The following is a 20,079-nucleotide window of genomic DNA, read 5'->3' as shown; positions in this document are numbered from 1 at the left end:
AAATCTGAATCCCATAAATGCTTCCTTAGTGCTGCTTAGATACTGGCATAAGCCTTATTCCTTCCGGGGTTTGCCCGGTAGTCAGTCCGTAAACCTGACTCCGATCCAGAAGCCCCAGCGCCCATCTGTGATGGGTAGCCAGTTCACACATCGCCCCCCGGGATTTAAAGACTGCCTGAGTGGCGTTGAGAATACGTAATGCATCGGCATGCTCACCAGGGGACACCTTAAACGCCTCTTCTATTACACGAATCTGATCCGGATGAATGGCGGTTTTACCTACCAGTCCATGAGCTATATCCATCGAGAGCTCTCGCTCCAGTACCCCATGATCGTCGATGTGTTCGCATACGGGTGCGGTCAGTGCAAAATCACGTGGTGCGAATACCGATACAAGCATTTTTATGACATAGCCTATAGGCGTGTCATAAAGGGTCAGATTCCGTGGTCGCCGCAGAGACACCACGTTCATCAGATCGTTTCCGCCGATCCGCAAAGCGATTATGCGGTCACGGCAGTCATGACTCGAAAGCTCAGTTGCGAGCATCTGCATTTTGATAACGTCATAGACCTCTTCGGTTTCAAGGGTTGGCATCATCATCAATGAGGTTCTGGCCATGATGTCCCACCAAATGGGGAGTGTGGAACGATTGAATTTGGGCAGTACAAAACCATCAACGGCACTCAAGTCCATATTTGCCGTTAACCATTTTCCCATATCAGGATGGCGTGGGCGGATAAATACCAGCGGCCACTTCTCATCAGCATTAATGGTTCTTGCGTTACGCAACCGCTGCAAAAATAGTGAAAGATTCTGAATTGCATGAGGGATATCATGATCGCTGACGGCATCTTCCAGGCAGACCACCAGAGAGCGTAGTCCTGCTATTTTTCCCTCCAGAACGACCTCTGCGATGTCCTTGCGTGTCGCAGGCATATAAAGCGTGGCTCCGAGATCCCATGGGGTCAATTTTTTTTTCATCAGCGTACCTTTTTGATAATGGTAACCGCACGATACTGACCGAGTGTATCTCCGGCTTCTGTCACCGGGATACCTTTCTCTTTTGCCAGTCCAACCAGAAGAGAGACATCCGGGTCATTGATCTGGCGAACCAAAACATGATCAGGTACACGACGCAGCACCGCTCGCGTCGCTTCAGCGATGCCCGGCTTAATACGGTTAATGCTGTCCACGTCATAACGAACAGCAAGGCTGTGGATAATTTTTCGACTCAGCTGCCAGCGAGCCATATTATCCCCAGGGTGCCAGTCTGGGGGAGGAAGCGAGCTCTCATCCAGTGGCTTGCGGAATTGTGCGACCGTATCAACCAGCATCTGGCTGCATTCATAAGACCGAAGGTGATCGCAGACCACGCAACCGTGCAATCCGTCCTCTGCCCAGACTGAGCGTGAAATTAATCCCGATACAGGCGCACCCATGATACCGAACGGGATCAGCCAGTCATCATCACTGGCGGCAAGCCAGGCGCATCCACAGGGATCCGCCAGCACAACCAAACGGGGGTGTTCAGGATATCCCGCCCGTCCCTTGAGTGTTCGGGACAATTCGCCGCTAATGGCGCCTTTACCCGTCCAGCCATCAACAAACACAATGCCGGTCGTACTATGACGTGATTCGATATAATCAAGCGCGGTTATATCAATTCCCCGGTCGCGGATGATGCTGATCCCGTAATGGTAAGACTGTTTTCCCATCGCACGCAGGGCCTGATGTAGCATAACCCCCAGTGGAACCCCCGCCCTGACCAAACTGACCAGGACAACAGGCTCTTCTCTTGTGCGACGGATCAGCTCACGAGCAAGCTGAGAGACCTCCCTGGCCAGTCGTGCCGCGCCAGAATCCAGTGCACGCGCAAAGAGATCCAGATGCCACCGCGTGGGTTCTGGCTCCTGACTCAGCATGTCGGAATAATGCATTTTCCCTGACTGAATCAGTGTCTCCTTGATATCTACCGGGGTCATTTCCATGACAATGGGCTTCAGCAGAAACTGAACATCTTCAGATTTATACGAACCGGAAAACGGGGTGATGTGAGACATCTTATTTCCCCCCAAAGATGTGCTGTGAAATGGCCTCGGCAAATTGGCTCTGGCGAGGCAGACCAAACCAGCTGCACAGTTTCATGAAACGGTGATCACTCAGGCTGTCTCCTAGTCCTATCACAGGGAAAATGCCGCGCTCATGGCGGAGCTTCTCCAGCAGCCACGAAACGGCCAGCCCTTTTTCTACCGGGCAGGGTAACCAGGCGATATTGTTATTGTTGCGATGGATATAAAAACCGTCCGGCGAAAAAATGTGTTCGACTTCATCTCCGATAGCATTCAGCTCATCAAGCTTTGTGCTGTCACGATGCTTCATCACCAGATAAACGGGTGTGCCCTCATACTCGTAATTAATCCGCGCCCAGGCATCGATCCCGCGCGCAGCCATGAGTTCGGTAATCGTATGTTGCATTGATGTCAGACGCTCAGCATAAGGGGAGAGCTGCTTTAACATATGGGCACGCCAGTCACTGTCTGGTGTACCGTCCGGGCGCAGGATCACCGCACCATGCGTGGTTACCGCCCATGAACGAAATGGGATTTGAACCCGACTAATCTCTTCTGTCCCCCGGCCAGTCACCGGAATAAGGTCGGCGTTTTCCAGTAACCAGTCCACCAGCATGGCCTGCTCTTCGGTCATAAAGCTGCGTGGCGTCAGGTTTCGGTCCAGTGCAGCTGTCCGGAATGGTTCAAGCGCAAGTTCATCGACCATTTTTCGGCGCGTCTGGAACAGCGTGTCATCAAGATCACTTAATACAACAGGGTTATTCATAAGTAATGACCTCAACAACCGGGGCAACAACGGAAAGTGCTTCAAGCAGGCGGGGATCGACGCTGGAAGCTGGCGTTTCGCAACAAATCAGGATCCGGTCAAACTGCTGATGGGTAACGTTATAGACATAATTTGGGATACCCAGTCCGTAGTTATCACTGAACGCAAGGGAGGACTGGATCGCATAACCGATGGAAATCGGTGAGCGGGTCGTGGAACTGTACACAACCTGAGCACCTGCCGCTTCAAGGCGTTCAGCCAGCAGGAACGGCTCCCAGACGAATTCCCCGGTACCTAACACCAGAATGTTTTCTCCCGAAGATACCTGCACATGGAGGCCCAGATCGTTTGCGGGTTCCTGCATTCCGAGCCGTCCCCAGGACTGTTTACCGGTGACAGGCACACTCCCTCTGGAAGTGACATTCACCGGGGGCATTACCGGCAGAGGGGCGTCAGGATCTGGCGTCCAGCGCCAGCTTCCCGATATGAGGGATACGGTATGTACCGGCAGGGGACACTGCCGAAGGATCGCATCTCCGCTCCAGTCGGTGAGCGTGACAATAATCACCCGTTGCAAGCGTTTGAGGGCGTCCGATTCACGCAGGGAGGCGATAAGATTAAGGAACGTTTTTCCAGTCGTGGCTTCATCATCCACGAGTACCAGTGTTTGCGCCTCCGCCACAGTTTGCCGCATCCTTGCAGAAACGGGATAGTAAATCAGGTGGTCTGTGGCATGGCTATGCTCTTCTTTAAACTCACAGAGCAGATCACCATCAACGGGATGACGGGTTGATGCCAGATAAACACAATCAATGTGAGACTGCCGAACCTCATGAAACACACCAGCACCAAGACCCACAGCAGTTTCAGCCATCCCGATAAAGACAACAGGCCCTTCTAACGACTCAATAAACTGGCCCGCGAGCTGCTGGTATACGTTTCGCATCACCCGGGGGGATACCGGGATATGTCGCCCCAGTACCTTGCTGACAAACAGAAAGACACGCTTAGGGTTACGGCGTTCGGCGATATCGAAGAGATCGGACAGGGGGTAAACGGTATCTTCACTGCTCACCTCGATACGACCACAGGATAAATTCTTTCTGTAAGTATTGAGTTCTGTCAGTAATGACATATTCATCTCCATCATTGGATTTTGTTAGTCAATGACACCGGATATCGAAGAACATCAGTGACGGCGCGAACGACGGCAGGTGAGAAGTTAGTTTTCGCTGAGTGCCTAACCTGTTCCGCATCCATCAGTCCCAGGGTATGAAAAGCATAAAGTCCGGGCAAATTCACGCCACTGTGCTGTGTATAACCAATCCCGCCTGACGGACGCATGTTAATTTCCAGCAGTACCGGTCTGCCATCCGCATTATGGCGGGTCTGAACATTGACCATCCCATCTGCATGCATCAACGCTGCACAGGTAACAGCAAGCTCAATGGCTTCACCTTCATTTTCAAGATACTGAAGTGCTCCTTCCTTGCGTCGTCCGATAGCGGCAAGCACTTCGCCCTGGCTGACCACCATATCCACAGAGTATTCAGGTCCGGGTAAATAGGGCATCAGTACTTGTGGCGTAAAGCTGTCCATCCGGGCATGAGCAGCCAGATACTGTGAGGGGTGGATAACACGGCTATCAGGGTTGTTGAGAAAAGCGACCGGGGAGACAGTGTCATCAAAACGCCAGAATCCCATGCCATAAATGCCGGTGACAGGTTTAATGCAGAGGTAATCAGAAGAGAAAGGGGGATCACTCAGCAGTGCGCGAAGCTCATCAACATTTTTGACCCGAACCGACGGGACAACCGGAAGTCCATTTTTTTGCATAAATTCAGAAAAAGTCACTTTGTCGTCGGCTAACTCAAGCCAGCGAATACCCGTTGCCCCGGTAGTCAGGTGGACACCAGAACGTTGAATATTTTCCCGGTGCCTTTCAAACCATTGACAGTTACGACCCGTATGAATTGCACTTATGCCATGATCCTCGGTAATCGAATGAATAAAAGAAAGGCGTTCTTGTTCCTCTTTTGGCTCGATAATTGAAAAATCAGCAACGGACAAAATTTCATTTCTTTCATTACGGTGAGACGAAAAGAGAGCAATATTCTGATTTTCCTTTTCCGCAAATGATTTAACTCCAAGAATAATGTCGCGTTGGGAGGATAATCCTTCCATAAACCAAATTTTCTTATTCATATTTTATTATTATCGCCTGAAGAGAGAATAAGTATTCTATGATATCTGAGTCTAAGAACGCCCACGCTCAGTGTCAATCATAATATGATAAACCTTTGTTGTTTTTTAATTTCCAAAAAACAAAATAAAACATTTACACAACAAAAATATAAAATAAATATTAATGAGAAGAAGCAATGTAATGAAACGTAAATCATGAAGCTATGCCCGTTTTTATCTTGCGAGTGAACTTTGTCATGATATGATTCCAATGCGGCTTATCTGAGTATTAATTTTATAAAGTTTCAATCAATACCTTTTAAGGAATGAATATGGTTTCTTTAAGTAAAAACCAGACGGTATCACTCAGCAAACAAACCACCGCTCTCAACCAGCTTCAATTCGGACTGGGCTGGGATCCTGTAAAAAAGAAGAAAGGATTATTTGGTGGCCTTTTTAGTGGCAATGACGCCATAGACCTGGACGCAAGTTGCGTTCTGATGGATGCCGCAGGTAATGAAATTGACACTATCTGGTTTTGTAACCTGGAATCCAGTTGCGGTTCCGTTGTTCACTCCGGGGATAACCTGACAGGCGAAGGTGACGGTGACGATGAAGTCATCCACGTCAACCTTTTAAAATTACCGGCAAATGTTGAATATCTCGCTTTTACCGTGAACAGTTTCCGTGGTCAATCTTTCAATGATGTGGATAACGCTTTCTGCCGCGTCGTGGATCAGACGAATAAAGAACTAGCACGTTATCAGCTGACGGAACAAGGCCCACATACCGGTATTATTATCGCTTCCCTGCGACGCAATAACGGTAACTGGGACTTTACCGCTCACGGTAAAGCAAGCAGTGGCCAAACAATCGAAGATATGCATCACGATATCATCAGCACGGTGGTAAAAGCATGAATCTGACACCGGGGGGCAATGCCCCCATACCTGCCCAGGAGCTCCGCGTAAGGATCCTCTCTGGTGGCGCCATTGATGCTTCCGCGTTCCGTTTGTTCGCCGACGGTAAAGTCCGGGGAGACAGCGATATGGTCTTTTACGGGCAACCCCGTAATGAAGATGGCTCAGTCAGTTTTAATATTGAAGGAACCAATAGCACTTTTATCGTCGACCTGCCACGCTTAAAACCTGACGTCCAGAAAATCGCTTTCACGGTCACCTGTGACGGTAACCACACGGTTTCCTCCCTGAATCATCTGTCCATACAGATTGAAAAGGGTGATACATCGTTGATCAGTGGTCAGGTAGAACTTGCTGGTCGCCAGGAAACGGCACTGATCCTCGGTGAATTCTATCGGCGAAATGGCGAGTGGAAATTTCGTTTTATCGCCCAGGGCTTCAATGGTGGCCTGAAACCGCTCGCTGAATATTATGGCGTAAACGTGGCTGACGAACCCACTCCCGTCACGCCGCCGCCAGCACCTCCCGCACCTCCTAAAGTTAACCTGAGCAAAGTTTCTCTGACCAAAGAGAAACCAACCATCAGCCTTGCCAAAAAAGATAATTTCGGTGAGATCCGCATTAATCTGAACTGGCATCGTGGTTCGGGATCAGGAGGCATACTGGGTGGGATATTCGGTTCGAACAAAGCAATAGACCTGGATTTAGGCGCATTCGTTGAGCTGGCAGATGGATACAAGTCTGTCGTTCAGGCGCTCGGTAATGCTTTTGGTAACTATCACACTGAGCCATATGTTCAACTTCAGGGAGATGATCGCACCGGCGAGGCACAGGATGGTGAATGGCTGCACATCAATGGCCGGGAATGGAAAGCAATACGCCAGGTACTGATTTATGCCTTTATCTATCAGGGGGTGCCCAGCTGGGACAAAACCGATGGCGTAGTGACATTACATGTTCCGGATCAACCACCGATTGAAACGCGTCTGACTGAGGGGAATAACAAACTTACGCTGTGTGCGATTGCTCGTCTGGTCAACGAGAACGGTTCGATTCGTGTGGAACGTGTTAACCAGTACTTCAACGACCAGGGAGAAATGGACCGTGCTTACGGCTGGGGGTTTCGCTGGTCCAGAGGTTCCAAATAAACGCAATGATGAGGGTGTGATAATGAATTTTTTCGACAAAGTAAAAGGGGCTTTGACTTCAGGTCGTGATGAACTGACCCGGCAGGTAGGTCGTTACAAAAACAAGAAATTTATGCAGGGTACTGTCGCGGTATGTGCCCGCATCGCTGTGGCCAGCGATGGTGTGAGCTCAGAAGAAAAACAGAAGATGATTGGATTTCTGCGCTCATCAGAAGAGCTGAAAGTCTTCGAAACAACAGAAGTTATCGAGTTTTTTAACAAACTGGTGACCAGCTTCGACTTTGATCTGGAAATTGGAAAAGGCGAAACGACGAAGTATATCCTCGCCCTGAAAGACCAGCCTGAGGCAGCCCAACTGGCTCTCCGTGTCGGTATTGCTGTGGCTAAAAGTGATGGCAATTTCGATGATGATGAGAAGAGTGCCGTCCGTGAAATTGCCCGTTCACTGGGGTTTGACCCGGCTGAATTTGGCCTCTGATAAACCACAAATAAAGGTACGATATGGTTTCCACTCACATCGGTTTTCCAGCTGAAACAGTGGCAGTCTTTATTGCATTGTCAGTCGGCGCCATCTTTATTGACCTGTTCATGCACAGACATGACCAGCCGATATCGCTCAAAAGCGCGGCCTTATGGTCCATTTTCTGGGTCGCCGTCGCGATGGTCTTTGCCGGTTTCCTGTATGTACATCACGGTGCCGAGGTTGCCAGCCTGTTTGTCACCGGGTATGCACTTGAGAAGGTGCTGTCAGTTGATAACTTGTTTGTCATGATGGCGATTTTCTCCTGGTTCTCTGTGCCCGATCGTTACCGTCACCGGGTTCTGTACTGGGGGATTATTGGTGCCATCATTTTCAGGGGCATTTTTGTTGTGATCGGTACTGGTCTGCTTAGTCTTGGCCCCTATGTCGAGCTGCTCTTTGCCGTTGTTGTTGCCTGGACTGCGGTCATGATGCTCAAAGGCGGGGATGATGATGACGAAATTGAGGACTATTCTCAGCACCTTGCTTATCGTCTGGTTAAACGTTTCTTCCCGATTTGGCCGAAACTGTCCGGACATGCATTTCTGCTGACCCAAAAAGAAGTGGATGCCGAACTAGCTAAGCCAGAAAACAAAGACATCTCTGTTGGGCGACTGAAAAAAGCGGTGCTTTACGCTACCCCATTAATGTTATGTGTGGCTGTGGTGGAACTCTCTGATGTGATGTTTGCCTTCGACTCTGTCCCGGCAATTATTGCAGTCAGCCGGGAGCCACTGGTTGTCTATAGCGCAATGATGTTCGCAATACTGGGCCTGCGAACCATCTATTTTGTACTGGAAGCCCTGAAACAGTACCTGTCCCAGCTGGAGAAAGCCGTTATTGTCCTGCTGTTCTTTATTGCGTTTAAGCTGGGTCTGAGCGCTACCGATCATATCTGGCATCATGGTTACAGCTTTTCTGCGACCACCAGCCTGTATGTCGTACTGGGTATACTGGCTCTCGGTATTCTTGCCAGTGTCATATTTCCGGAAAAACCGGAAGCCGAAAACAAAGAAAGCTGATCTCAGCTGATTGATGATTAACAAAAGAGGATAAATAGATGAGCGTTTCACTATCTAAAGGCGGCAACGTTTCCCTGAGCAAAACTGCACCAGGCATGAAAAATGTTCTGGTTGGCCTTGGCTGGGATGCCCGTTCTACTGATGGTCAGGACTTTGACCTCGATGCATCGGCATTCCTGCTGGCGGCCAATGGCAAAGTCCGTAGCGATGCGGATTTTATTTTCTATAACAACCTGAAATCAGCCGATGGTTCAGTCACTCATACCGGGGATAACCGTACCGGTGACGGTGACGGTGACGATGAATCCCTGAAAATCAAACTGGATGCCGTACCGGGTGATGTGGACAAAATCATTTTCGTTGTCACCATTCATGATGCTCAGGCCCGTCGCCAGAGCTTCGGCCAGGTTTCCGGCGCATTTATCCGCCTGGTGAATGATGACAATCAGACTGAAGTCGCTCGTTACGATCTGACTGAAGACGCGTCGACTGAAACTGCCATGCTGTTTGGAGAACTGTACCGTCACAACAGCGAATGGAAATTCCGCGCTGTCGGCCAGGGTTATGCGGGTGGACTCGCTTCCGTATGTGCACAATACGGCATCAACGCATCCTGATAAAAAGTCACTTTCACACCCATATCATTCGGGGGGCAACTGCCTCCCGATATCTATGATTAGCAGAAGTATTAAAATGGCCGTTTTCTGTCGGTATTAGCCAGATCCTCACGGATAACGGAAAAGTGTTCCTGGGAAACTTCGACAAAACGCTGCAGGAAGCCAGAGACCTATGAACACACCGAAAAGATCGGTTAAATGACATCATTGCGAAGCATTATCCAGGACAACTATCTGCCATCTGAATCAGGTGGAGAAAAAGCTTACCTGACCTAGCCCAAAGATAAAAGCAAAAGGGTTAGCCAATTTATTAGCTAACCCTTGTTATGTCTGGTGGCCCCTGCCCGACTTGAACGGGCGACCAAGCGATTATGAGTCGCCTGCTCTGACCACTGAGCTAAGGGGCCGTTGTGGCCGGGGATTATAAAGTAACTCTTTGATGCAATCCAGCGATAACCGCGCGAGTGCTGCTTTTATAAACAAAGCCTATTCAAACTGTTATATTTTCACCATGATGCAGAATCGCTGCTACTTTTATATACAACGATGATTCACGTTGCCCATGGGCGGATGTTTTATCCCACATCATACATGGCATGCAACATGATTATCAGCGATATCCGCGACTTGCCCTGTTTATCGGGCATCGTCAGCCAGATAAATTTTTCGTTCCACATGCAATGAGTGATATCATTTTGCCGCAATTCCCCGGCGGAGAAATTATGTCTGAGTTTGAATTACTGGCCCGACATCGGTCTGCACAAGCAGAAAAGGAACAACAACGCCAGCAAAGTGACAACCAACTTCTTGCTCAGGTATTAGCCATCTATGACCAGAAATATGTGGCCGCGTTACTCAGAAAAGCCGGTCACAACGCCTGGCGGCAGGAAACCCTTCATCGCTGGCTTAAAGGAGAGGGTTCCCCTCAGCCACTGACAGCCGACGAAATCACACTGCTGCGCGAAATACTGCCGCAACCGCCAGCACACCACCCCAATTATGCCTTTCGATTCATTGATCTGTTTGCCGGAATTGGTGGGATACGGTATGGCTTTGAAGCTATCGGCGGTCAGTGTGTCTTTACCAGTGAATGGAATAAAGAGGCAGTACGCACCTATAACGCCAACTGGTTTAACGATCAACAGACACATAAATTTCATCCCGATATCCGGGAAGTGACCCTGAGCCATCAACCTGATATACCGCAGGAGGTCGCCTGTACCCATATTAATGATCATCTGCCGGATCATGACGTGCTGCTGGCGGGTTTCCCCTGCCAGCCTTTTAGCCTTGCGGGCGTCAGCAAAAAAAATTCGCTAGGCCGCGCACACGGTTTCGAGTGTGAGACTCAGGGCACGCTCTTCTTTGACGTCGCCCGAATTATACAGGCTAAAAAACCGGCTATTTTTGTGCTGGAAAATGTCAAAAATCTGAAGAGTCATGATAAGGGAAAGACCTTCAAAGTGATTATGAAGACACTCGACGAGCTGGGCTATGCTGTTACAGATGCCGCCGAGAACGGCAAAAACGATCCTAAAATTATTGACGGGCAACATTTTCTGCCTCAGCACCGTGAGCGTATTGTTTTAGTGGGTTTTCGTCGTGATCTGAATCTTCACCATGACTTCACTCTGCGCGATATCAGCCGGTTTTATCCGGCGCGACGTCCCACCACAAGCGAGCTGCTGGAGCCGGTGACCGATAGCAAATATATTCTGACGCCGAAATTATGGGAGTACCTCTATCGCTATGCTAAAAAGCATGCGGCCAAAGGTAATGGCTTTGGTTTTGGCCTCGTCGATCCTGACAATAAGGAAAGCGTAACACGTACACTTTCAGCCCGTTATTATAAAGATGGCTCTGAAATTTTAATCAATCGCGGCTGGGATATGGCGCTGGCTGAGAGTGACTTCATGAATGAAGCGAACCAGGCGCGCCGCCCACGTCGCCTGACGCCCCGCGAGTGTGCACGGCTTATGGGGTTTGAAAAACCGGGTGGTAAACCTTTTCGTATTCCGGTTTCGGATACGCAGGCATACCGTCAGTTCGGTAACTCGGTGGTCGTCCCGGTTTTTGAGGCGGTCGCCCGATTGCTGGAGCCTTATATCCTGAAAGCTGTTGCAGGAAATACGTCACCCACGGCCAGTGAATAAAACAGTGGCTTTTTATCGCCATTGTTTTCTGTTGTAACCCATTGCTGTTTCACTGACTGACAGCACCGTCCGGCAAAACAGAAAAGCTCTTTTTCCTCTGCCAGGATGTGCTGTCAGCGATATAAGGAGAGAGAGTATGAAGAAAGCACTGATTATTATCGATGCACAAAATGACTATCTGACCAACGGCCATTATCCGCTCTGGAATATTGATAATACGCTTAAAAATATTCAGCAAAGAGCAATAGCGTCAAGCAATAATGGTGACTTAATCGTATTTGTACAGCATCTTTCACCGCCAGACTCCCCCTTTTTTGCCGAAGAAACGGCGGGAGCTGCGCTGATTTCATCACTCACTGATCGTATAAACAATCCCGTTATTGTGACCAAAAAATATGCCGATGCGTTTGATGAAACGCCTCTTGATGAGCTACTACAGGCGAATAACATCAATGAGATAGATATTACCGGGATGATGACGCAAAACTGTGTTTTATTCACAGCAATATCGGAGCAAGCACGAAAATATACTCCCCGTATTATCGCAGATTGCTGTACCAGCGTGACACCGGTTATCCACGCCGTGGCAATACGTGGTTTATCACGTATTGCGCGAATAAATGTTGTCTGAAATGATTTTATTCAGCCTGATAGCTGACTTTTCAGGCTGATAATAGCTAATGGGCTGGCCAGCGGCGGGAGTACCTTACTCGTTCGGTGCTGTTCGTCTCCAGACTGGCTGCGCCAGCAACGCATGGTGGGCAGGCGCTACAATCACAGATTACATATAAACCCTTCTTCCCGCAGAACCTTAATCACTCCGCGTATCAGATACGAGTTAGAAAACTTCGCCGTATAGCTACGAGCCCCCTGCTCTACTGGCTGAAGTAATCCCCGTTCAATCAGCCTGCCAAGCTGATAAGTCACCTGCGCCGGTTTCAGATCGGGCAAAACAGCACGCAGGTCACCCGCTTTTATCGTCCCCAGTTCAACAGACCGTTTCAGAACCTTTGATTCCAGCGAGTTTATCAATCCCCTCTCCGATGAGAAATCGATGGCTGGATAGAGGATCTTTTCGCTCAGGAAAGCGTGGCTGGTCAATTGATCGACCTTCTTCAGCTCAGAGGAGATCCCCGAAAGCACATATAAGCACCACTCTTCCAGATCCTGCGTAGTTCCCTTATCGGCTAACGAAAGCATGGCGTAATAACGTTCACGATCGTTACAGAATACCGCTGTCGGATTGAGAACCCGTCCCCCCGCCTGCACATTAAAACCATACTTGATAAGCAACGCATAAGTCAGCAGTCTGACCGTTCTGCCATTACCGTTGCCAAAGGGGTGTATCCAGCCAAAGCGGTGATGCACCAGTGCGATCTTCATCAGATCGTACTTTGGTTTATCAGCACGATTAATGAAGGCCGTCAGTTCCGTCATATAATCAGCAACGCGGATATGTTCTGGCGGCAGATGCTCAGACTGAGCAATGCTGACGTTATGTTGCCGGTATGCACCTGGCGTTCGGTCTCCCTCCTGTTGCAGTCCGTCTACCGCCAGACTATGCAGCTCACGGATAAAATATTCCGTGATCTCATCGCCATGGCTCAGACTTTCGTCGATATACGCCATCGCGGCTTCAATATTGTTGATTTCTTTGATCTGCTCCGTCGAACTCTGAGTTCCTTCAACCTTGCTTTCAACATAGTCGGCAAGCGTGGTGTGATTTCCCTCAATCCTGGCAGAGCCCAGACTCTCCAGCATGTGGAAAACGGCCTTTAACTGGGCAAACAAGATGGGATGAACATCGGTTTCCAGCCGCAGGTGCCGGAGTAACTCCAGCTCCGTCAACGCATCGACCAAAGGGGAGTCAAAATCAGGGTTCAGCAGCGCGAGTTCAAAGTGATTAAATTGAGCCATGATGTTTAGTTATCTCTAATGAGGTATGACAACATCTCAAAAATATAGCAAAAAAAGTAATAAATTCCATAAATTAGGGAAAACACTTTTGCTGATTATCTCAAAAACCCTTATCCCAGTATCTCAAATGTCAGTATGAAAGATGTTCAACAGCATGGGACAGTATATAATAAACGGCCATCAAAACGATGGCCATCTGCGTTGTTTAGCAATCTCCGGGTAACAGGCGATCCCACTGTTGTTCTGCCAGCAAGTAAGTCAGATAACTGATTAAACTGTGGCTCATGGCATCGGGATCTATACCATTAAATTTATCCGCTTCGGCATCGATATCAAGATGCAGCTCACTGCCGTCACTGCGTCCGCGCCAGGTGATATTAAATCCATCACCGGGACCGCTGGCCATCACCTCGCGGGTTGCTTCACAGCCAACAAAAACCGGTGGATCAAAGGGCAGTACATTAATCAGTGGAGAAAAAAAGTAACGCATCCCTCTGCCGATGCCACGATCAGCTGCCAGGGTTTCTATACGATAGCGACTGTGAGCACGCATATGATGTAAAGCGACGGTGATACGTTGCAGTAATGCGACAAGGGTTTCCGGCTCGTGGAGAGTAATAAATAGCGGTAAAATATTCACCGCCAGCGCCGGGGTATTCGCCGCAATATAACCGCGACGATTCATCACCGGCACCCAGACAGGCAGGACACCAGCACATTGTAAATCAGGAAGGTATTTTGCCACCCAGATGGCAGACAGTACCAGCAAGATATCCGGCCAGCCAGTATCACTGTATTCAGCAAGCGCGATAATCTGCTGGCCAAAGGCGGAGGGAAGCGATACGTCGCTATGCAGACACGCTGTGCCATAATTTTCCCCGCCTTTTTGCAGTACCGTTAATGGAGGTGCCTTTTCCAGCTGCTGATGCCAGTAGAGGCGATCCTTTTGCCATTTTTCACTCTGTGCATATTGATGCTCTTCATGCAAAAAGTCATTAAACGATCGGAAAGGCAGCCCGGAAGCGCTATTCTGGCAACCTGCCTGATATAATTCAGCGCAGCGATGTTCAATTAACGCCATACCAAAGCCATCGACGATAATATGATGCGCCCGGATATAGACCGCATAATGATCCGGTGAGAAACAAATCAACCATACGGCAGCTAAAGGCTGACGCAATAAATTAAGCTGACCATCAATATCCCCCTGCATCATGGCTCTGGCGACGACCTGAGTGGATGTCCGCTGTTGCAGATCGATAATCCGTACTTTCGGACTGTAGCGCAGATCACAACACTGTACCGGCTTCGTTTCTCCGTCAGGTAAGCGAAATTGTACGGAAAAGACATCCGTTTCTTCGATCACCTGATTTAACGCCGCAAGCAATGCGTGTTGGTTGATATTCCCCCGTAAGGTAATACAGTGGGCAACGGTTGAGACGGGCTCATGGGGGTGAAATGTAAATTCTTCCCAGAAATCAAACTGTTCCGGTGTTAACGGCAACCAGTGGCTGGACTGAAGCGTCTGAGACATAAATAACATACCTTTCAATATTATCATTCCCGTGAAACAGTCGACTGCGCGCATACTATTCGCGCACCTTTTCTCCTGTTTCTTCCTGGACTGCAAATACGTTACGACTTGCTCAGATTAAAATGAAAGGATCGGCCACACTCTTAACATTTAGTTAAGAGTTTTAATGTTTATTCATCAATAATATTATCATATCTTCACAAATAAAAATTATTAATTTTATTACTGCTATTGAATTAAGCGTCTGGCCCACCAGGCGTTGCTGATGCAGTTAGTCTGGATACGGACAGTGCGGAGAAACCGCCGCGTACAGATTTCGGGCACTGCCGGGAGCCAGAATGGCAAGTCAAATAGCCTGATGGGCCAGACGCTAAGAAATACCATGATATCAGACTAAAAGTTTTTCCTGATGCCTAACTTATAGAACATTCTGTTCTTATCTTCCGAGCTAACCCCTTGATAGTTTTCAACATGCGCCGTTTGCCAGTAAACTTCACCCGTAAGGCTAAATCCTGAATGAATAATGTAATTAAACGTTGTTCCGTAACGCTGCTCATCTTTATCGCGCGTGAGTCCTTTTGACGCACTCGATTCTATATTTGTTTCTTTGTAGTAAAGGTCATAACGAATATAAGGATTAATATTAAATGAATCATTAAGTTTAAAATTATAGCCTAAGCGTAATTGCCATCTGTCATATCTTGAGGCATATTCCTGATGTTTTCGTTCATTATAGATTGATGACCAGGCGGCATGATTATCATTGATAGTATATTTAACACCTAAAACCTGTAATTCCTGGTAATAATCGCCATTATAGTGGTTAGTTTTAAGTTCACCTTTGGTAAAATCAGCACTTTTTCTTGATTCCTGTTTTGTTTGCATAAAAACAGGAGCGATAAAACCATTCATATATAAACTGGCGTTCTTAGTTATTTTATAATTCATGTTAGGAAAGAAGCGCAGTTCTAATTTACGTTTATCTTGCTTGCTGGTATTACTGTAATCTATATCCCATGCTTCATATCTGAACCCGAGCTCCGGCGCGAGGGTATAATCACCGAATTTCCAGCTATAACCTTTTGCATACATTTCAATCCTATCACGATTTGTTTTAAATTTATCTTTTGATAATGTGGCATGTTTTTTACCATATTGATTCTGATACATATACTTCATTGATATATTCAGTTTCGAATCATCTAAAGGACTGAAATTAGTTGCAACATAAGGCATGAAAACATCTGCTGTATTATAATGATGATTATACTGCTCATTTTCAAAACCTAACTCAACCATCGCAGATAATGCATTGCCCGATACAAAACAAATGAGAAGCAGTATTCTTTTTCGCATAATAAATACCTTATTACATTTAACTAACAGGTTATTTTATAACTAAGTTTTGCATGCTTGAAACAATGCCATCTCTATAATAATAGAGATGGCTAATAATTAATGATATTTAATATCTGGGCTTAGCTTAATAAAGAAGTCAGGATAAATAATATTATAATTATCATCACGCAAGATTTTTATATCTTGTGGGATATCAGTAAGCTCTGTTGATGAGAGCACCTTATAATTAACCGCCTTAACTTGTTCACCAAGATAGTCTTTAATATTATCATGCCAGCTATCTCTTATAGAGTAATTGTTATTAAACATAATCGATGATGGCAATGAATAAGGATTGGTGCGCAAAATATAGTTATAGCGTGCATTATTTAATGCAATATTATTTTCAATAACTAACGACCCAGTGTTAAAGTTATCAGTAAAACCATCCATGTTGTTATTAAATGCAATGGAGTTAATCACTTTATGATTAACAGGCTGTCCTTCACCACCGAGTTTAAAACCATTACCAATACTACCTTTGGCAATATTTTGTTTATTAAATGGCAAGCCATTCGCATATGAAATGGAGTTTTCTATGGTAACTGGCTCATTCGGTCCATCTTCGATTTTATTAAACAGATCCCAGCCATCATCCGCATTATGGTGTGATATACATCCTCTGAAAACATTGCCTGCTCCGACACCCAGTTTGGCGGCGAAGCCATCAGCATTAATACCTGAGAGATCCAGATTATTGTACGAGTCTGAATTCAGAACTAAATTATGCGCAGGCCAGAATTGACGTTCCTTGCTTTTTGCACTAATCGCAATACCGGTATCATCATTATTTCTGGCAATAACTCTTTCGACAATATTATGGCTCCCAGAAATACGTAAGTAGGCCGGCTTGTTCTCTGTATTATCGACATTACCATCAAAAATAACATCTCTAAGGTGCCAGTAATCTGCATCCAGATTAAAGGTTTGAGTCATAAAGATAGCCTTATGTCGATTAATCGCTTGCAGGGTTTTTAGCTTATCCGGTAAACCACTCAATGATTTCTCTAATGTTATCCCCTGATAATAGCCATCATGTAACAAAATTTGACCACCGGGTGCGACAAGCTCGGTTGCTGTTTTTAAGTCAACAGGATCTTGCTCAGTTCCTGAGGCATCACTTTTACAGCTATTACAAACATAAATTTTTGATAAATCCGTAATGGTGGATTTGACAGAGTCAACCATCACCGTTTGCCTGTTTTCTGTTCCCTGAGCGCGGTAAGTGATGGTGAAACTGTTAACGCCTCTATTTAATTTAACAGGGAATCCAGTTAAATCACCGGCCTTAACATTTTTCGTTTCTTTGGTTTCCGCTAAGGTGAGCGATCCTGGCTGATTAACGGCAAACTGTAATATTATGTGATCACTGGCCACTTTATTCGCTGACGCCTGCAGAATCTCAGGTTTATGGCCCTGGACGAGGACAGATTTTTTATCAGGCAATTTAGCGTAATCAACGACGTCTTTACCGATCTTCAGGGTAGCGTTTTTAACCTCCAGTTTGGCATTTCTGGCAGCAAAGAAACCAACCGATAATTTTTTACTATCCTGCTGATTCATATAGCCCTGATAGTCATCAAAATGCCAGGTTTTCTTCTCACCACTCTGTTTATCTGTGACAGTTAAGATAAATTGTTTCGTGGTTCGCTCGATAGTGAGGTGCTGATGCTTATTTTTTGTATAATCAATATTCTTAACCACCGGTGTTTTACTGATGGTGATACCTTCATTCCCCCATGAGTTCATTACCCCTTCTCTGACCACGGAGGTTATCTGCACCAGATTATCATTCTTTTTGTTCTGTGTAATATAGGCATTCATCAGTAGATTAGATGATTGTGGAAACTCTTCAAAACCCAGCGATTGCGGCTCTTGTCGGGGAGACCCGATAATATCACGCACAAATAAGCCCGCCGCCTCCTGCGCAGCGGGAGATTTGCCATCCACTTCCGGGCCAAGTTGTTCCAGAGTTAAATCCGCTTCAAGTACAAATGTCTGATGGATATCAAGTGTAGTATAGAAAACCGTCATACCATCATGTGAATTAGCAATTTTTCCGCCACGACTTTCAATATAGAAGTCAACGGGCAGCTGATACGACTGGCCTGGCTGCAAAAACTGGCTATTTCCGGCAACCCAGACGTTATTGCGTCCGACTTTAGAGGGCGCAATCAACGAAGCAAAATTGGCATCAGTTGATTGTCCAAAAGCGGTTGCATACCAGTCTTGCGCCGATGCGTATGGGCAAAACAGCGCCAATGACAGAGGAAGAATCAATAATTTTTTTTTCATATTATAAAGTCTCATTATTTTTTATGTTTATAACCGACATTATTCTGGCCAAAACAGTGTTCATATTCATAGCCTGTTAACTGTTTTACCAGACTCTTTATTTCTGGCGTCGCATCTTCCTTTCTGCCACCCTGTTTTAATCGCTCCAGTTCCTGGGTTATTTTTGCATGAGATACTTTATCTAATTTCATTTTTATTGCGAAATAAATACTAATTAATGCCATACCAGCGACACCAAAGAGCATCACACCATTAATTGCATTGACCGCATTGGCGGGCTGATGATGAATACCTGATTCAAAACCAAATGATGTCAATACGACCCCAAGAATAAAGACAACCGTTGCACGCATTAGCTTACCGGCCATAATCATGGCACCGGCATATAAGCCTTCACGACGTCTCCCGGTTAAAACTTCATCAACATCTGCTAAAAATGCGTAAACACTCCACGGAATGTAATAAACACCACCAGTACCAAGACCAAACCAAATCGTAACTGCGACAATGACCATGGTAAGATGAGGAATATGGAAATAAAAGATCCCGACATAACCAATCACTGAGGAGATAACAATCAGAATGGCAATAATAAATGGACGTTTAAAGCCGCGTTTTGCACACCACATCATAAAGAATGCTGTTGAAACAAACTGGCAGATACTACTCAATGAATTCATTTGAGAAACAAATTCACGTGGTTGTTCTAAGTTGAAAACAATGAAGTAAGTAAAGGTAGAAGTAAAAAGCCACTCGGCGCCGAAACCAAACAGATACATTCCCAGATGGGTTCTGAATGTTTTTAATTTGAACGTAGAAAACAGATCCAGAAATAACTTCATAAAACCATCATAAAAGGTTTTTGTTACTTCATCGACAACATCTTTTGGGTTCTTTTCCCAGCTATTAAAATACAACAAAATTAATGCTACCGCCATAATAATACCGTAAGTCACACCGGTCAAGAAAAAAGGCGTCGCTGATTCTTTATTAAAGAAGTAAAAGAAAACACCGGGAATTGCCGCTGCCAGAAAATTAGCAACCTTACCAAACATCGCTTTCGAACCGGTTAAGTAGGTTCGTTGATTAAAATCTTTAGTCATTTCAACAGGCAATGTATTGTAGGGTATCATAATCATCGTATAAATAACTTCAAATAATATATACGTTGATAAGTAATACCAAAAATTCATGCCACTAACCCACAGCAATGGATAGATAACCATGCATGGAATGGCAATCATAATAAAGAACCGACGCCGGCCAAAGCGACGGCCCAGCTTACTTTGATTAAAATTGTCAGTGATAAATCCCATCAGTGGATTCAGTATCACATCCAGATAGGTTGCGATAGAGAATATCAATGTTGCCTGAATGACAGATAGACCACAAAACGTTGTATAGAAATACAGCAACCATGCGCCACTTATTGCTAATGCACCGCTACCAATTAAATTACCGCTCCCATACGAAAATCGGGTTAGTGCGGTAATATTTTTATTTTCAGCAACCATAGATATCACCTTATCAATGCA

At 46.3% G+C, this 20,079-nt stretch carries 17 protein-coding genes and 1 tRNA gene; 7 read left to right on the top strand and 11 right to left on the bottom strand.

All coding sequences use genetic code 11. The annotated features are described in order from the left end of the window. Positions 1-25: 25 nt before the first annotated feature. The 5 genes from PT300_14890 to PT300_14870 are packed head-to-tail and all read right to left on the bottom strand — an operon-like array spanning position 26 to position 5,041. The gene (locus tag PT300_14890; protein MDF7681799.1) at positions 26-982 is read right to left on the bottom strand and encodes an HpcH/HpaI aldolase/citrate lyase family protein; all 957 of its coding nucleotides are present in this window, start codon (positions 980-982) and stop codon (positions 26-28) included. Next, positions 982-2,061: a cysteine protease StiP family protein gene (locus PT300_14885; protein MDF7681798.1), complete on the bottom strand. Its 1,080-nt coding sequence runs from the start codon at positions 2,059-2,061 to the stop codon at positions 982-984. Before PT300_14885 ends, PT300_14890 begins: the two co-directional genes overlap by 1 nt. Position 2,062: 1 nt before the next feature. Continuing rightward, entirely contained in the window at positions 2,063-2,836 is a 774-nt protein-coding gene (locus tag PT300_14880) for a hypothetical protein (protein ID MDF7681797.1), read from the bottom strand. Then, positions 2,829-3,971 (bottom strand): phosphoribosyltransferase domain-containing protein, encoded by a 1,143-nt coding sequence (locus tag PT300_14875; protein MDF7681796.1) that lies wholly within the window; start codon positions 3,969-3,971, stop codon positions 2,829-2,831. The genes PT300_14880 and PT300_14875 overlap by 8 nt, the downstream gene beginning before the upstream one ends. An 11-nt stretch (positions 3,972-3,982) precedes the next feature. Next, the gene (locus PT300_14870) at positions 3,983-5,041 is read right to left on the bottom strand and encodes an ATP-grasp domain-containing protein (protein ID MDF7681795.1); all 1,059 of its coding nucleotides are present in this window, start codon (positions 5,039-5,041) and stop codon (positions 3,983-3,985) included. Between the two features lie 311 nt (positions 5,042-5,352). Here PT300_14870 and PT300_14865 point away from each other — a divergent pair, with 311 nt between their 5' ends. From PT300_14865 to terD, 5 genes are read left to right on the top strand one after another with little or no spacing between them, the layout of a single operon-like run. After that, positions 5,353-5,940 carry a tellurium resistance TerZ family protein gene (locus tag PT300_14865; GenBank protein ID MDF7681794.1) on the top strand — a complete coding sequence of 196 codons (588 nt, stop codon included), beginning with the start codon at positions 5,353-5,355 and terminating at the stop codon, positions 5,938-5,940. Then, the gene (locus PT300_14860) at positions 5,937-7,088 is read left to right on the top strand and encodes a TerD family protein (GenBank protein ID MDF7681793.1); all 1,152 of its coding nucleotides are present in this window, start codon (positions 5,937-5,939) and stop codon (positions 7,086-7,088) included. The genes PT300_14865 and PT300_14860 overlap by 4 nt, the downstream gene beginning before the upstream one ends. 22 nt (positions 7,089-7,110) lie before the next feature. Continuing rightward, the gene (gene terB, locus PT300_14855) at positions 7,111-7,566 is read left to right on the top strand and encodes a tellurium resistance membrane protein TerB (GenBank protein MDF7681792.1); all 456 of its coding nucleotides are present in this window, start codon (positions 7,111-7,113) and stop codon (positions 7,564-7,566) included. Positions 7,567-7,589: 23 nt separating this feature from the next. Then, a complete protein-coding gene (terC, locus tag PT300_14850) occupies positions 7,590-8,630 on the top strand; it encodes a tellurium resistance membrane protein TerC (GenBank protein ID MDF7681791.1) in 1,041 nt (346 codons plus the stop codon). Positions 8,631-8,668: 38 nt separating this feature from the next. Next, positions 8,669-9,247: a tellurium resistance membrane protein TerD gene (gene terD / locus PT300_14845; GenBank protein ID MDF7681790.1), complete on the top strand. Its 579-nt coding sequence runs from the start codon at positions 8,669-8,671 to the stop codon at positions 9,245-9,247. Between the two features lie 331 nt (positions 9,248-9,578). Here the strand turns inward: terD and PT300_14840 are convergent. Next, positions 9,579-9,654: transfer RNA gene (locus PT300_14840), tRNA-Ile, on the bottom strand. Between the two features lie 315 nt (positions 9,655-9,969). On the opposite strand from PT300_14840, the gene PT300_14835 reads away from it, so the two are divergent. Then, positions 9,970-11,400, top strand: coding sequence for a DNA cytosine methyltransferase (locus tag PT300_14835; GenBank protein MDF7681789.1), 1,431 nt, complete (start codon positions 9,970-9,972; stop codon positions 11,398-11,400). Positions 11,401-11,536: 136 nt separating this feature from the next. Further along, positions 11,537-12,031, top strand: coding sequence for an isochorismatase family protein (locus PT300_14830; protein MDF7681788.1), 495 nt, complete (start codon positions 11,537-11,539; stop codon positions 12,029-12,031). Between the two features lie 143 nt (positions 12,032-12,174). On the opposite strand, the gene PT300_14825 is transcribed toward PT300_14830, so the two are convergent. The 5 genes from PT300_14825 to PT300_14805 all read right to left on the bottom strand — a co-directional run bounded on the left by PT300_14825 (position 12,175) and on the right by PT300_14805 (position 20,058). Continuing rightward, positions 12,175-13,317: a Fic family protein gene (locus PT300_14825; protein MDF7681787.1), complete on the bottom strand. Its 1,143-nt coding sequence runs from the start codon at positions 13,315-13,317 to the stop codon at positions 12,175-12,177. Positions 13,318-13,522: 205 nt separating this feature from the next. Next, a complete protein-coding gene (locus PT300_14820; protein ID MDF7681786.1) occupies positions 13,523-14,851 on the bottom strand; it encodes a condensation domain-containing protein in 1,329 nt (442 codons plus the stop codon). Between the two features lie 393 nt (positions 14,852-15,244). Next, positions 15,245-16,207, bottom strand: coding sequence for a hypothetical protein (locus tag PT300_14815; protein ID MDF7681785.1), 963 nt, complete (start codon positions 16,205-16,207; stop codon positions 15,245-15,247). A gap of 99 nt (positions 16,208-16,306) precedes the next feature. Further along, complete coding sequence (locus PT300_14810; GenBank protein MDF7681784.1) at positions 16,307-18,544, bottom strand: exopolygalacturonate lyase; 2,238 nt, start codon at positions 18,542-18,544, stop codon at positions 16,307-16,309. Between the two features lie 14 nt (positions 18,545-18,558). Then, on the bottom strand, positions 18,559-20,058 hold the full coding sequence (locus PT300_14805) for an MFS transporter (protein ID MDF7681783.1): 1,500 nt from the start codon (positions 20,056-20,058) through the stop codon (positions 18,559-18,561). Positions 20,059-20,079: the final 21 nt, after the last annotated feature.

The sequence above is a fragment of the Enterobacteriaceae bacterium ESL0689 genome (genome assembly GCA_029433525.1).
GTDB lineage: Bacteria > Pseudomonadota > Gammaproteobacteria > Enterobacterales > Enterobacteriaceae > JAQTIF01.
The sequence above is the reverse complement of the archived record's forward strand: the minus strand, read 5'-3'. Positions and strand labels throughout refer to the sequence as shown.